Origin of the sequence: Streptomyces sp. AM 2-1-1 (assembly GCF_029167645.1) — a bacterium.
Classification (GTDB): domain Bacteria; phylum Actinomycetota; class Actinomycetes; order Streptomycetales; family Streptomycetaceae; genus Streptomyces.
Genome location: NZ_CP119147.1, coordinates 5,678,590 through 5,692,921 on the forward strand (window position 1 = coordinate 5,678,590; position 14,332 = coordinate 5,692,921).

The window sequence follows — 14,332 nt, forward strand, 5'->3', positions numbered from 1 at the left end:
ACACGGCGTACACGGCACATCCACACCCCTCTCCATCCACAGAGAAGAGCCGAACCATGACCATCTCCAAGAAGTCCCGGGGGCGTACCGCCGCGGCGGTCTCGCTGACCGCGATGCTCGCCCTGACCGCCACCGCCTGCGGCGACGACGGCAGCGGCTCCGGCACCGAGGGCAGCGGCAAGGGCGAGATCACCTTCTGGGACAACAACGGTGGCCCGCGCACCGAGGTCTGGACCGAGATCATCAAGGATTTCGAGAAGGAGAACCCGAACATCAAGGTCAAGTACGTCCCGATCCCGATCGCCGACGTGCAGTCCAAGTACGACACCGCCATCGCGGGCGGCGGCCTGCCGGACGTCGGGGGTGTCGGCACCGCGTACCTCGCCAACATCGTCTCCCAGGAGGCGCTGGAGCCGGTCCAGGACCGGATCGAGAAGTCCTCGCTGAAGGGCAAGCTCGTCGAGGGCATGGTCGCGAGCGTCAAGGACGCCGGCGGCCGGGGCGACGACATGTACTCCGTCCCGACCTCCGCGAACAACGGAACGCTCTGGTACCGCACCGACCTGTTCAAGGCCGCGGGCCTCCAGGCGCCCTCGACCTGGGCGCAGTTCTACGAGGCGGCCGAGAAGCTGACCGACTCCAAGCACAACGAGTTCGGCTACACCATCAGGGGCGGCGCGGGCTCCATAGCCCAGGCGCTGGACGCCTCCTACGGGCAGTCGGGCATCACGGAGTTCTGGAACGGCGACACCACCACGGTCAACGACCCGAAGAACGTGGCCGCGCTGGAGAAGTACGTCGGCCTCTTCAAGAAGGCGACACCCTCCGCCGACGTCAACAACGACTTCACCAAGATGGTCGCGCAGTGGGACACCGGCACGATCGGGATGCTGAGCCACAACCTCGGCTCCTACCAGGACCACGTGAAGGCGCTCGGCGACGACAAGTTCGCCGGCATCCCGAACCCGATCGGTGACAGCGGCACCCGCGTCCAGGTCTCCAACCCGGTCGACGGACTCGGGCTCTTCCGCAGCAGCAAGAACAAGACCGCCGCCTGGAAGTTCATCGAGTTCGCCGCCTCGCACGCCTCGAACAGCAAGTGGAACGAGTCGGCCGGCGCCATCCCCGCCAACACCGAGGCGGCCGCGGACCCGTGGATCACCGCGTCCGAGCCGACCGCGCTCGCGGCCAAGGCCCTCACCGACGGCTCCACCAAGATCGTGAACCTGCCCTACTACCTGCCCGACTGGAACAACATCAGCAAGGCCGACAACGAGCCGGAGTTCCAGAAGCTGCTGCTCGGCAAGGTCTCCGCGAAGGACTTCCTGGACAAGATCGCCGGCGAGCTGAACGCCGCCCAGAAGGAGTGGAAGGAGCTGGGCAACGGCTGACCGGCCGGACACCAGCCACTCCACCCGCACCACCGGCGACGACCGGGAGCCGGCGGCGGCACGGAACGCGCCCCGCCGCCGGCTCCCCTCCACCCCGTACGACCTGGGAGGCAGGTACCTCGTGTCACTCACCCGCAGACGAACCGTGGCCGCGCTCGCGGCCCTGCCCCTCGCCCTCGCCGCCACCCCGGCGGTGGCGAAGGACGGGGGGCGGCGGCCCCGTCCTCGCACCGTGCACATCGCGGGCGACTCGACGGCCGCCCAGAAGTACGCCGACGCGGCACCCGAAACGGGGTGGGGGACGGCCCTGCCCTTCTTCCTCGGCCGAGGGCTGCGGGTCGCCAACCACGCGATGAACGGGCGCAGTTCGAAGAGCTTCATCGACGAAGGACTCCTCGCCGCCCTGCTCCCCGACGTCCGCGCCGGCGACCTCCTGCTCATCCAGTTCGGGCACAACGACGAGAAGACGGCCGATCCGCTCCGCGGCACCGACCCCTGGACGACCTACCAGGACCACCTGCGCCGTTACGTCACGGCGGCCCGCGCACGCCACGCCCGGCCCGTCCTGCTCACCCCCGTCGAGCGCCGCCGCTTCGCCGAGGACGGCACCGCCCGACCGAGCCACGGTGAGTACCCGGCCGCGATGCGCGCCCTGGCGGCCGAGGAGCGCGTACCGCTGATCGACACCCAGGCGCTCACCCTCGCCCGCTGGCAGCAGCTGGGACCGGTCGCCACCCAGGGGTACTTCAACTGGCTGCCGCCGGGGGAGTCCCCCAACTACCCGGACGGAGTGCAGGACAACACGCACTTCCAGCCGCGCGGCGCGATCGACGTCGCCCGGACGACCGCCCGCGCCCTGGTGGACGCCCGCGTGCTCGCCCCGGGCGAGACGCGCCGGCTCACCACCCCCGTTCCGGCCGAGTGGATCACCTGGCCGCGGGCCTGAGGCCGGCCCGGAACCAGCCCGCCCGAACCCCCGCGCCCCCGCTCTCCCCTTCCGACGCAACGAACCGAAGGAACCCCATGTCCGCACGCATGCGCCACCTCCGTGCCATCACCGTGGTGATGGGCTGCGCCTCCGTCGCCCTCGCCGTGTCGCTGCCCGCCCAGGCGGCCCCCCGGCCGCACGCCAAGCCGATCGAGCGCGCCGTGCTGCCCGCCCACGACGGCTGGGCCTCCGCGGACGGCTCGACCACCGGCGGCGCCGCGGCCACCCGCGACCACGTCTACACGGTCACCAACCGCGCCGAGCTGATCGCCGCCTTCGAGGACGCCGGCGACGCTCCCAAGATCGTCCGGATCGTGGGGACCGTCCACGGCAACTCCGACGTCAACGGCACCCCCATCGGCTGCGAGGACTACTACACCGGCGGCTACACCCTCGAGAAGTACCTCGCCGCCTACGACCCGGCGGTCTGGGGCACCGACGCGGTGCCCAGCGGCCCGCTGGAGGACGCCCGCGCCGCCTCCGCCGCCCTCCAGGCGGCGGCCGTCAACGTGCCGGTCCCCTCGAACACCACCCTGATCGGTGTCGGCGACGACGCCACCGTCATCGGTGCCAGCCTCCAGGTCAAGAACGTCTCGAACGTCATCGTCCGCAACCTGAGCTTCGAGGACACCTACGACTGCTTCCCGCAGTGGGACCCGACCGACACCGCGACCGGGGCCTGGAACTCCGAGTACGACAACCTCGTGGTCACCAACTCCACCCACGTCTGGGTCGACCACAACACCTTCAGCGACGGGGACCGCCCCGACGCCGCCCAGCCGCACTACTTCGGCACGGTCTACCAGCAGCACGACGGGCTCTTCGACATCGTGCGCGGCGCCGACCTGGTCACCGTCTCGTGGAACGTCCTCAAGGACCACGACAAGACGATGCTCATCGGCAACAGCGACAGCGCGGGCGCGACCGACCGCGGCAAGCTCCGGGTGACCCTGCACCACAACCTCTTCCAGGACGTTAAGGAGCGTGCCCCGCGCGTCCGCTTCGGCCAGGTCGACTCGTACAACAACCACTTCGTGGTGAAGGCCGGCAGCGCGTACGGGTACACCTACGGCATCGGCATCGAGTCCCGGCTCGTCGCCGAGCACAACGCGTTCACGCTCCCGGCGGGGTACGACCCGGCGCTCATCCTGAAGAAGTGGAAGGAGTCCCCGCTGACGGCCGCCGACAACTACGTCAACGGCAAGAAGACCGACCTGATCGCCGTGCACAACGCCGGCGTCCCCGCCGAGCAGCTCACGTCGGGCGCCGGCTGGACCCCGGTGCTGCGGACCAAGGTCGACTCCCCGCGTGCCGTTCCGGCGCTCGTGGACCGCCGGGCCGGAGCCGGCGGCCACTGCTGACCCCGTCCGCCCTCCCGCGGGGGCGGACCTCCACGGGCGGGAGAGGGTGCGGACTGTGCGGGTCCGCGCCCTCTCCCGCTCCCTTTCCGTCCCGTGCCACCGCGCCGGCTCAGCCGGCGGACGAGAAGTCGCCGCCGCTCGCGGACACACCGCCCTCGAAGGCGCTGCGCACGGTGAAGTCGTCGCCGCTCACGTCCCGCTCGCCCTCCGCGTGGTTGTACTGCCCCGCGAAGGTGAGGGTGGCCGCCGGAACGGTGCGGCCCGGCAGCAGCGTCCACCGGAACACGAGGAAACCGCCCTCCTCGCGCACGGCGACCGCGTAGTCCTCCGTGTGGCCGGACGTCCACGAACCGGTCTGGCTCACCCCGTCGGTCCGGGCGATCCGCAGCTCCACCGTGAGGGCGGAGAGCGGCCGCGCCGCGGTCACCAGCACCTGGCTCTGCGCCCAGAAGGCGTTGCCGCCCGGGTCCACCACACCGTCCGTGGAGACCGGGCCGTTCGAGGCGGGCAGCCGGCTGCCGCGCTCCCCGGAGAGAGCGGGCACCGTCGGGGTACGACTCGGCGAGGCCGCGACCGGATCGCCGGTGCCACCGCCTCGGCCCGTCATCGCGACGCCGAGCGAGACGGCCACGAGCACCCCGCAGACCGCCACCGTCGCCGCCGCGATCCGCAGCCTCGGCATCGGCGCGCGCGGCGGGCGTGCCGCACGTGGGGGCGGCGTGTCCCGCGCCATCCCGCGCTCGACCCGGGCCCACATCCGTTCGCGGTCCGGGCGGTGCTCCAGCGCCGCACCGCGAAGGCGCTCCCGCAGCTCTTCGTCCATCATTGCCTTCCTCCGCCGGGCTGCCCCGCCACGGCCACCCGTGCCGGAGCCGGGCCCGCCCCGGGACCGAGCAGCCGCTGCAACTCCGCCAAGCCCCGGGAAGTCTGGCTCTTGACCGTGCCGACCGATATCCCGAGGACCAGCGACGTGTCCCGCTCGGACAGATCGAACGCGTGCCGCAGCACCACGCAGGCCCGTTTCCTGAACGGCAGCTTACGCAGGGCCTCTTGCACGTCCACCACGGTCGGTACGTCGGGATCGTCGACGGCGAACCCGTCGCCGCCGGAACGTGGAGCCCAGAAGAGCGCGACCCTGCGGCGCTCGCGCACCGCACCGCGGATCCGGGTGCGCGCCAGGTTGGCGACGACCCCGCGCGCGTACGCGACGGGATGATCGGCCTCCCTCATCCGGTCCCAGCGGTGCCACAGAGCCATCAGAGCGTCGGCGGCCAGATCATCGGCCGCATCCGCCTCGCCCGTCAACAGGTAGGCGAGGCGCGCCAGTTCGGCGTAGTGCGCTTCGAAGAACTGATGGAACTCGGCGGCAGCGGCAGCGTCGACCACAGTGCCCACGGGTACCTCTCCCTGCTCTCGAATCCCTGTACGCGAACCGCGGCGGCTGTGTACGTTCCCTCAGCGGCACCCAGGGGTGCGAGCGGTGCGAGAGCGTACCAGCGCACCGCGGCAGCGCCGCGAATCGGGTGTCACCCCAAGTAAGGCGTAACACGGCGAAAACCTGAACCCCCCTTCCACGGGGGAACATGCAGTCACCCGCCCCGCAGATCACACACTTCCCCAGGAGCGTCATGCCCGACACACCGGAAGCACCGGAAGCACCAGAGACGGCGAAGGCCGCGCCGGACGCCGTACCGGATACCGCCCCGGCCGCGGCCCACCGGAACGCGCTGGACCGCTACTTCGCCATCAGCGCCCGCGGATCGAACCTCGGCCGCGAGATACGCGGCGGCTTCGCGACCTTCTTCACGATGGCGTACATCCTGGTCCTCAACCCCATCATCCTGGGCTCGGCCGAGGACAAGTTCGGCGCCCACCTCTCCACCCCCCAACTCGTCACCGTCACCGCGCTGGTGGCCGCCGTGATGACAGCGATCATGGGACTGGGCGGCAACCTCCCGCTCGCCATCGCGGCCGGCCTCGGCCTCAACGCGGTCGTCGCCTTCCAGATCGCGCCGCTGATGAGCTGGCCCGACGCGATGGGCCTGGTCGTCCTCGAAGGGCTCATCATCTGCGTCCTGGTCGTCACCGGACTGCGCGAGGCGGTGATGCGCGCGATCCCGCCCGCCCTCAAGCAGGCCATCAGTGTCGGCATCGGGCTCTTCATCGCGTTCATCGGCTTCGTCGACGCCGGTTTCGTCACCCGCATCCCCGGTGAGACCGGCTCGACGCCCGTACAGCTCGGCTCGACGGGCCACCTCACCGGCTGGCCGGTGCTGGTCTTCTGCGTCGGCGTGCTGCTCACCGTCGCCCTGATGGTCCGCAAGGTGAAGGGCGCCATCCTCATCAGCATCGTGGTCAGCACCGTGCTGGCGATCGTCGTCAACGAGATCGCCGACATCGCGCCGGCCGCCTGGGGCCTGACCGTCCCGTCCGTCCCCGACGACATCGTCGCCGCCCCCGACTTCGGGCTCGTCGGCTCCTTCAGCCTCTTCGGCGCCTTCCAGCAGGTCGGCGTGGTGACCATCGTCCTGCTGATCTTCACCCTGATCCTCAGCGACTTCTTCGACACCATGGGCACGGTCGTCGGTGTCTCCCAGGAGGCCGGACTCCTCGACGAGAAGGGCGACGTGCCGAACATCGGGCGTGTCCTCCTCATCGACGGAGCGGCCGCCGCCGTGGGCGGAGCCGCCTCGGCCAGCTCCAACACCGCCTACATCGAGTCGGCGGCAGGCGTCGGCGAGGGCGCCCGCACCGGCTTCGCCTCCCTGGTCACCGGCGCCCTCTTCGCCGTCGCGCTCTTCCTCACCCCGCTGGCCACCGTCGTCCCGGCCCAGGCCGCCGCGCCCGCGCTCATCGCGGTCGGCTTCCTGCTCATGTCCCAGGTCCGCCACATCGAGTGGGAGAGCTGGGAGATCGCCATCCCGGCGTTCCTGACGATCGCCGTCATGCCGTTCACGTACTCGATCACCAACGGCATCGGCGCGGGGTTCCTCGCCTACGTCGTGATCAAGGCCGCCCTCGGCAAGGCACGGGAGGTGCACTGGCTGCTCTGGGGCACCTCGGCCCTCTTCGCCGTCTACTTCGCGATCGACCCGATCGAGCAGGTGCTCGGCGTGAAGTGAGGACCGCCCGCTGACCGGGCGGGTGTACGGGCACCGCCCCGGGCACCCGCCCGCCGCAGGAGCCGGCGGAGTCGGATAGGGTGCCACCCGCTCCGGACGCCCGTCCACGGGCGCCGTCCTCCGTGCCACCGCCGCGCTCCGACCGAGCCGGGCACGGCAGCGGCCGGAGGCAAGATCCGAACGGGGTGGGGATGTCCAGACACCGGTTGTCCAAGAAGGGCCGCTACATCGCGTGGGGGACGGCGGCCGCGGTCGCCGTCGTGAGTTCGGGGGTGGTGGCCCAGACGTCGATGGCGGCCACCACCTGGCCCGCGCAGAAGACCTTCACCGGGCAGGCGTTCGACACCTGCACCGCGCCGTCGCTCGCCGCGATGAAGGCGTGGAAGTCCGACGCGTTCTACGGCGGCGCCGCCGTCTACATCGGGGGCAAGAACCGGGGCTGCGCCCAGCCCAACCTGACCTCGTCCTGGGTGAAGTCGGTCAACTCCGCCGGCTGGAAGCTCATTCCGCTCTACGTCGGTGCCCAGCCGCCGTGCCAGAAGAGCGCGAACCCCGAGAAGCTGACCGCCTCCACGGCGGCCTCCCTCGGCGTCAAGGACGGCAACGACGCGGTGGCCAGGGCCGCGGCGCTGGGCATGAAGGCCGGCAGCCCGGTCTACCTCGACATCGAGCCGTACACGATCACGGACAAGGCGTGCAACGACGCGGTCCTGAGTTACGTCCGCTCGTTCACCAGGACGTTGCGCGCCAAGACCTACCGGGCCGGGTTCTACGGCTTCAGCAGCTCCAGCGCCAAGGCCGTCGCCACGGCGGTGAACAGGACCGACCTGCCGGGCAACCTCTGGTACGCGCTCTGGGACGGCAAGCCCACCACCACGACCGACTGGCCGTGGAGCAAGACGCTCTACACCGACCACAGCCGGGCCCACCAGTACAAGGTCAACAGCAAGGAGACGCGCGGGGGACACACCCTCACCGTCGACCGCGACGCCTGGGACGCCCCCGTCGCCCTCGTCGGCTGACCCGCGCGCAGTCGCGGGCACGGGCCGGCTTCCCCTTCCCGGGAGCCGGCCCTCTCGCATTACGCGAGCGCCGCCTCCATCATCTTCCGCGCGACCGGCGCTGCCGGGCCGTTGCCGCCGACCTCGGAGCGGGCCGCGCCGGAGTCCTCCACGACCTCGCGGCCGCCCGGCACGCGGTCAGAGGCGGCGGGTCGCCAGCGTCAGCCGGTCGCGGGCGTCGAAGAGGGCGTCCTTCACCGTCTGCTCGTGGGCGGGGGTGAGCCGGGCGACCGGCACCGAGCAGCTGATGGCGTCGCGCGAGGGCGTGCGGTACGGGATCGCCACGCCGAAACAGCGCAGCCCCAGGGTGTTCTCCTCGCGGTCCACCGCGTACCCCTGCTCGCGGATGGTGTGCAGCTCCTCGATGAGCTGCTCGCGGTCGGTCAGGGTGTGCTCGGTCAGCGCCGGAAGCGTCTCGGGCAGCAACTTGCGCACCTGCTCGTCGCTGCAGGTCGCCAGCAGCGCCTTGCCGAGCGAGGTCGAGTGGGCGGGCAGGCGGCGGCCGACCCGGGTGAAGGGGCGCAGGTAGTGCTGGGACTGCCGGGTCGCGAGGTAGACCACGTTGGTGCCGTCGAGCCGGGCCAGGTGGATGGTCTCCGTGGTGTCGTCGGAGAGCCGGTCGAGGGTGGGGCGGGCGGCGGCCACCACCTCGTCGCCGTCGATGTACGAGGTGCCGACCAGCAGGGCGCGCACCCCGATGCCGTACCGCGTGCCGGTGGCGTCGGTCTCCACCCAGCCGAGCTCGACGAGGGTGCGCAGCAGCATGTAGAGGCTGGACTTGGGGTACCCCACCGCCTCCTGCACCGCCGCGAGGGAGTGCATCCCGGGGCGCCCCGCGAAGTATTCGAGGAGCTCCACCGTCCGCACCGCGGACTTGACCTGTGCCCCACCAGACTCGGCAGCCGACATCGCCCTCGCCCCTTCCAACCTTCTCCGGAAACCCGTGACTTCGCTGTGACTTCTTGCCAGTGACTTCTTGCCAACGCGGAACGCCCGGAAATAGAGTTCCAGGACATTCACGATGAGGAACGTTGTTCAGAATACCGAACAACGTCCTGACGTGTGGCAGAGAGTACGGAAGGGAAAACGGTGGCAGCAGCACCAGTCTGGAGCGTCGACCCCCGCACCGGGAACCCGCGCGAGCAGGTTGCGGTGGAGGCTACAGCGCAGGACGTCGACCGTGTGGTCCGGGCGGCGCACGCCGTCCGCGACGCACTCGCCGACCGCACCGTGCGCGCCGCCTTCCTGCGCACCGCGGCCGACCTGCTCGCCGGGGCCGAGGAATCCGTCGTGGCGACCGCCGATGCCGAGACCGCGCTCGGTACAGCCCGCCTGACCGGCGAACTCGCCCGCACGGCGGCCCAGTTGCGGGCCTTCGCGGAGGTCGTCGAGGAGGGTGCCTTCCTCGACATCCACATCGACCACGAGGACGGCAGCCGCACCCCCCCGTGGCCGGACCTGCGCCGCTGGAAGATCCCGCTCGGCGTCGTCGCCGTCTACGCAGCCAGCAACTTCCCGCTCGCCTTCTCCGTACCCGGCGGCGACACCGCGAGCGCGCTGGCCGCGGGCTGCCCGGTCGTCGTCAAGTCGCACCCCGCCCACCCGGCCACCTCCGAGCTGAGCGCCTCCCTGCTCCGCCGGGCCGCCGCCGAGCACGGACTGCCCGAGGAGATCATCGGCCTGGTGCACGGCTTCGAGGCCGGCGTGGAACTGGTCCGCCACCCGCTGATCTCCGCCGCGGGCTTCACCGGCTCGATCCGCGGCGGCCGCGCCCTCTTCGACGCGGCCGCGGCCCGTCCCGCCCCCATCCCGTTCCACGGCGAGCTGGGCTCCCTCAACCCCGTCGTCGTCACCGAGGCCGCCGCCGCCGAGCGCGGCGAACAGATCGGCGCCGGACTCGGCGCCTCCATGACGATGGGCGCCGGACAGTTCTGCACCAAGCCCGGACTGGTCCTGGTCCCGGCGGGCGAGCCCGGTGACGGACTGGTCAAGACCCTCACCGCGACCGTCGGCGACACCACGCCCGCCGTCATGCTCGACCACCGGATGCGGGACGCCTTCGTCGCCGGCGTACGCGAGCGCGCCGCCCTCCCCGACGTGGAAGCGCCCGTCACCCCCGGCGACGGCGGCGAACACGCCGTCGCCCCCGGCTTCCTCACCGTCCCCGCCTCCCGCCTCGCCGAGGACGGCCCGCACGAGGCGCTCCTGGAGGAGTGCTTCGGCCCGGTCACCGTCGTCGCCCGGTACGGCTCCCCGGACGAGGTCGCCGCCGTGCTCGGCCGCCTCCCCGGCAACCTCACCGCCGCCCTGCACATCTCGGGCGAGGAAGCGGCGGGCGGTGCCGCCGGGCTCCTCGCCTCCCTCATCCCGCTCGCCGGGCGCGTACTCGTCAACGGCTGGCCGACCGGTGTCGCCGTCGCCCCCGCCCAGCACCACGGCGGCCCGTACCCGTCGACCACGTCCACCTCGACCTCGGTCGGCGCCACCGCCATCGAACGCTGGCTGCGCCCGGTGACGTACCAGTCGACCCCCGAAGGCCTCCTCCCTCCCGAACTGCGCGACGACAACCCGCTGGGCCTGCCCCGCCGGGTGAACGGATGACGACATGACCGTGCGACTTCCCGAACTCCCCTTCGAGCTGGAGCCGTTCGGCCCCGAAGGCAAGTGGACCTACGAGGGCGGTGTTCTGACCGGCCGCGCCGGGGCCCGGCAGGACCGCTTCGTGCCCCCGGGCGGCGACTCCCTCGAACCGGCGAGCGACGCCCCCCGCCTGCTGGGCACCCCGCCCCCCGGCGACTTCCAGCTCCTCGCCCGGGTGAAGGTCGGCTTCGCGGGCGCTTACGACGCCGGCGTCCTCTACCTCCACGTCGGGGAGCGCGACTGGGCGAAGGTCTGCCTGGAGCTCTCACCGGCCGTGCCCACCGTCTGCACGGTGGTCACCCGGGGCGTCTCCGACGACGTCAACTCCTTCACCGTGGACGGCGACACCTTCTGGCTGCGGCTCAGCCGCACCGGGGGCGCCTTCGCCTTCCATGCCTCGCCGGACGGCGTCACCTGGACCTTCGTCCGGGTCTTCGCCCTCGGTGACGCGGAGGCCGCGGCGTCGGCCTCGGCCGGCTTCCTCGTCCAGGCACCCGTCGGCGACGGCTGCGAGGCCGCCTTCGACCGGATCGCCTTCCGCCAGGAAGGCGTTGCCGACCTGCGCGACGGCAGCTGAGGACCGCGCCCCGCGCCTGCCCCGCCCGCCATCTCCGTCCGGCGGGCGGGGTGGGCCCGGTCCAACGACGTACCGGCCCGGTGCCGCGCACTCCGTGAGAAAGCCGTTGCGCGTCGGGGCCGCTTCTCCGATCATGCGGTCCATGAGCGACGAACCCGAGCGATGGACCCAGGCCACCGTCTACCCCGACATGTGGACCGACCCGGACAAGGACCCCCGCGAGAACGAGGGAGCGAGCCCGGAGGGCGAGCTCGCCACGCTGGTCGACTACCTGACGAACTACCGCCTCACCCTCACCATGAAGTGCGAGGGTCTGGGACCGGAGCAGCTCGCCCGCCGCGCCGTCCCGCCGTCGACGATGTCGCTGCTCGGCCTGGTCCGCCACCTCGCCGAGGTCGAGCGCGACTGGCGCAATTGGATCAGCGACGGCGAACCGCTGCCGAAGCTCTACGGCGTGCGGGACGGCGACTTCGACGGAGCCCTCGCCGAACAGGCCGCGGTGGACGGTGCGTACCAGGACCTCGCCCGCGAACAGGCGGCCACCGACGCCGCGTTGGCACGCCACACCGACCTCGGCGAGCGCCTCGGAAAGGACGGCATCGCGGTCCGGGAGCTGCTGGTGCACCGGATCGAGGAGTACGCCCGCCACTGCGGCCACGCCGACCTGCTGCGCGAGTGCGTCGACGGCCGGGTGGGACAGTGAGGCGCGCCTGAGGACCCCCGCCCCCACGGGGGAGCCCCCCCGTGCGGCCGGTCAGCGGTCCATGGCCGGGAGCCGGTCCAGGCCCGTCTCCCGCAGGACCCGCGCGACGGTGTCGGCGAGGGCGCTGTCCGCCCCGATCACGGTCTCGGTGCCGCCGGGCAGCAGATCGAGAGGGCGGTACCAGGAGCGCAGGTCGTCCTCCCCGACCACCTCGGCGATCGGCTTGGTCGCGTGCCGCAGCAGCGTCTCTTCGAACGGCACGTCCAGGTAGTAGCCGTACGTCGGACCGCGGTGGTCCGCGCGGAGCCGGGCCAGCATGTCGCCGTAGTGGTCGGCGTACAGGATGCCTTCCAGCACGACGTGGAAGCCGGCGTCGAGGGAGTAGCGGGCGACGGTGTCGATCAGACCGATGTTCGCCGCCCCCGGGCGGTCCCGGTCGCGCAACACGGTCCGCCGCAGGTTGTCCTGCCCCACCAATGCCACCCCGCGGCCGAAGCCGTCCCGCACCCCGGACGCGACGGCCGACTTGCCGGAAGCGGAGTTGCCGCGCACCACGACGAGACGGGTCTGGGCGGTGCCGGTTCTCATCCCGGGAGCCTACGGGGCGCGGCACCCCGACGCGCGGTGGTACCGCGAGGCGTACGGCGGCCCGGCGCGCCGGCGTCCGGCGCCGGTGCGCGCCCGCGCGGAACCGGACCCCCGCGTCCCCGCGTCCCCTCCGTCACGTCCCTCCGTTCTACGCCCACCACGGCTGGACCGCCGACCCGGACACCCCGCGCCGCGCCACCCGCCTGGTGCTGTGCCTCGTGGTCAGCGACGACGACTGAGGTCCGTCGGAGGCACGGTGCGCGGACGCAGGACCATGAGCGAGCCCTCCGGGGCCGCCACCATCGCGAACGGGAACCGGTCGAGTTCGAGGCAGAGCGCCACGTCGTCGGGGTGCACGCCTTCGCGCACCCCTTCCCTCAGCTCGGTGGCGGCGAGCGACTCGTCTCCCCGGCGCAGGAACTCGGCAGCGTCCGTCCCGGAGCCCGCCGCCCGCTGGGCGATGTACTGCGCGCACGCCAGGTCCTCGTCGGCCTTGCCGTCCTCGCCGGTGACCACGAAGGTGACGCTGCCGCTCCCACCGGCCCGCAGCACGTCGGCCGTCGCCTGCGCCACCACGAAGCTCGCGCACAGCACCAGCGGCGCGTCCTTCACGGCGAGGGCGCCGACGGTGCCCGCCGTGGTCTTCTGCACCACGGTCCGCCCGCCGAGGTCGACCGAGCGCAGCAGGCCCGGCGAGTTGACGGCGTCGAACCCGGGAGCGGGCGGACCGTCCTTCAGCGTCACCCACTCGGGGTGCCGGGCCTTGAGCGCCAGGGACTCGTCCAGCGACCCGGAGAGCACGATCTTCTCCGCCCCGCGGGCGAAGGCCCACGCGGCCACGGTGAAGGCGCGCATCACGTCGACCACGACCGCCACCTGCGGGGTCCGGGTCACGTCATCGATACCGAGAAATGAGGCGTCCATGGCGGTCATGATCGTGCATGCCCGTACCGCGGCGCCCGAGGAGTGGCGTGGATCACGCGCACCGACGGAGCGCGACCGCCGACGGGCCGGGGCCGGTCGCCCCGGCGGGAATCCGCGCGGGCCCTCCCGTGTTGTCCCGCTCGGGTGCGGAGGGTCCTCCGCGCGACTCACCGAGCCCGTGCCCGTCACGGGAAGAGCTGGAGAGAAGCAAGACATGCGCGTCGAGATCTGGTCGGACATCGCTTGTCCCTGGTGCTACATAGGGAAGGCCCGCTTCGAGAAGGGGCTGGCGGGGTTCGCCCACCGTGATCAGGTCGAGGTGGTTCACCGCTCCTTCGAGCTGGATCCGGGGCGCGCCAAGGGCGACACCGACCTGGTCGTGGACATGCTCGCGCAGAAGTACGGCCGCACCCGCGAGGAGGCCGTCGCGATGGAGGGCAACGTCGCCGCGAACGCGCAGGCCGAAGGGCTCGGCTACCGAAGTGAGGGCCGCGACCACGGCAGCACCTTCGACATCCACCGGCTGCTCCACCTCGCCAAGGCCCGCGGCCGCCAGGACGAGCTGCTGACCCTCGCCTACCGGGCCAACTTCGCCGAGGAGCGCTCCGTCTACGACGACGCGGTGCTCGTCGAGCTGGCGGTCGAGGCCGGTCTCGACGAGGCGGAGGCCCGCTCGGTGCTCGCCGACCCGGCCGCCTACGCCGACGACGTACGCGCCGACGAGCGCGAGGCGTCCGAACTCGGCGCCAACGCCGTCCCGTTCTTCGTCCTCGACCGGCGGTACGGCATCTCCGGCGGCCAGCCCTCCGAGGTCTTCGCGCAGGCGCTGGAGCAGGCGTGGAAGGACCGCGAGGTCACCGCCCTCACCCCGATCGGCGACGACGCGGCGGCGTGCGACGCCGACGGCGCCTGCGAGGTCCCGCAGCCGGGCGCCGCGACCGCCTGACCTCCGTAGGGCGCCGACCGTACGGCCCGGA

14 protein-coding genes are annotated in these 14,332 nt (G+C 72.1%); 9 read left to right on the forward strand and 5 right to left on the reverse strand.

Features of this window, described 5'->3' with window-relative positions; all coding sequences use genetic code 11:
• Positions 1 to 56 precede the first annotated feature (56 nt).
• The 3 genes from PZB77_RS24750 to PZB77_RS24760 all read left to right on the forward strand — a co-directional run bounded on the left by PZB77_RS24750 (position 57) and on the right by PZB77_RS24760 (position 3,740).
• Entirely contained in the window at positions 57 to 1,391 is a 1,335-nt protein-coding gene (locus PZB77_RS24750) for a sugar ABC transporter substrate-binding protein (protein ID WP_275494823.1), read from the forward strand.
• 121 nt (positions 1,392 to 1,512) lie between these two features.
• Positions 1,513 to 2,337 (forward strand): rhamnogalacturonan acetylesterase, encoded by an 825-nt coding sequence (locus PZB77_RS24755; protein WP_275494824.1) that lies wholly within the window; start codon positions 1,513 to 1,515, stop codon positions 2,335 to 2,337.
• Between the two features lie 77 nt (positions 2,338 to 2,414).
• A complete protein-coding gene (locus PZB77_RS24760; protein ID WP_275494825.1) occupies positions 2,415 to 3,740 on the forward strand; it encodes a pectate lyase in 1,326 nt (441 codons plus the stop codon).
• A gap of 109 nt (positions 3,741 to 3,849) precedes the next feature.
• On the opposite strand, the gene PZB77_RS24765 is transcribed toward PZB77_RS24760, so the two are convergent.
• Together PZB77_RS24765 and PZB77_RS24770 are read right to left on the reverse strand one after the other, a co-directional pair.
• Entirely contained in the window at positions 3,850 to 4,566 is a 717-nt protein-coding gene (locus PZB77_RS24765) for a hypothetical protein (RefSeq protein WP_275494826.1), read from the reverse strand.
• Positions 4,563 to 5,135, reverse strand: coding sequence for a SigE family RNA polymerase sigma factor (locus tag PZB77_RS24770; protein ID WP_275494827.1), 573 nt, complete (start codon positions 5,133 to 5,135; stop codon positions 4,563 to 4,565). Before PZB77_RS24770 ends, PZB77_RS24765 begins: the two co-directional genes overlap by 4 nt.
• A 233-nt stretch (positions 5,136 to 5,368) precedes the next feature.
• On the opposite strand from PZB77_RS24770, the gene PZB77_RS24775 reads away from it, so the two are divergent.
• On the forward strand, positions 5,369 to 6,862 hold the full coding sequence (locus tag PZB77_RS24775; RefSeq protein ID WP_275494828.1) for an NCS2 family permease: 1,494 nt from the start codon (positions 5,369 to 5,371) through the stop codon (positions 6,860 to 6,862).
• 191 nt (positions 6,863 to 7,053) lie between these two features.
• A complete protein-coding gene (locus PZB77_RS24780; protein WP_275494829.1) occupies positions 7,054 to 7,884 on the forward strand; it encodes a glycoside hydrolase domain-containing protein in 831 nt (276 codons plus the stop codon).
• A gap of 177 nt (positions 7,885 to 8,061) precedes the next feature.
• Here the strand turns inward: PZB77_RS24780 and PZB77_RS24785 are convergent, their stop codons facing one another.
• Positions 8,062 to 8,832, reverse strand: a complete 771-nt coding sequence (locus tag PZB77_RS24785; protein WP_275494830.1) for an IclR family transcriptional regulator — start codon at positions 8,830 to 8,832, stop codon at positions 8,062 to 8,064.
• A 180-nt stretch (positions 8,833 to 9,012) separates the two neighbouring features.
• Between PZB77_RS24785 and PZB77_RS24790 the strand changes: the two genes are divergently transcribed.
• From PZB77_RS24790 to PZB77_RS24800, 3 genes are all read left to right on the forward strand, one after another.
• Positions 9,013 to 10,524: an aldehyde dehydrogenase (NADP(+)) gene (locus tag PZB77_RS24790; protein ID WP_275494831.1), complete on the forward strand. Its 1,512-nt coding sequence runs from the start codon at positions 9,013 to 9,015 to the stop codon at positions 10,522 to 10,524.
• Positions 10,525 to 10,528: 4 nt separating this feature from the next.
• Positions 10,529 to 11,140: a DUF1349 domain-containing protein gene (locus tag PZB77_RS24795; protein ID WP_275494832.1), complete on the forward strand. Its 612-nt coding sequence runs from the start codon at positions 10,529 to 10,531 to the stop codon at positions 11,138 to 11,140.
• Positions 11,141 to 11,273: 133 nt separating this feature from the next.
• Complete coding sequence (locus PZB77_RS24800) at positions 11,274 to 11,843, forward strand: DinB family protein (protein WP_275494833.1); 570 nt, start codon at positions 11,274 to 11,276, stop codon at positions 11,841 to 11,843.
• Positions 11,844 to 11,894: 51 nt separating this feature from the next.
• Here the strand turns inward: PZB77_RS24800 and PZB77_RS24805 are convergent, their stop codons facing one another.
• Together PZB77_RS24805 and PZB77_RS24810 are read right to left on the reverse strand one after the other, a co-directional pair.
• A complete protein-coding gene (locus PZB77_RS24805; RefSeq protein WP_275494834.1) occupies positions 11,895 to 12,431 on the reverse strand; it encodes a kinase in 537 nt (178 codons plus the stop codon).
• Between the two features lie 222 nt (positions 12,432 to 12,653).
• A complete protein-coding gene (locus tag PZB77_RS24810; protein WP_275494835.1) occupies positions 12,654 to 13,355 on the reverse strand; it encodes a 2-phosphosulfolactate phosphatase in 702 nt (233 codons plus the stop codon).
• Positions 13,356 to 13,569: 214 nt separating this feature from the next.
• On the opposite strand from PZB77_RS24810, the gene PZB77_RS24815 reads away from it, so the two are divergent.
• Positions 13,570 to 14,301 (forward strand): DsbA family oxidoreductase, encoded by a 732-nt coding sequence (locus tag PZB77_RS24815; protein WP_275494836.1) that lies wholly within the window; start codon positions 13,570 to 13,572, stop codon positions 14,299 to 14,301.
• The last annotated feature ends 31 nt before the right edge of the window (positions 14,302 to 14,332 follow it).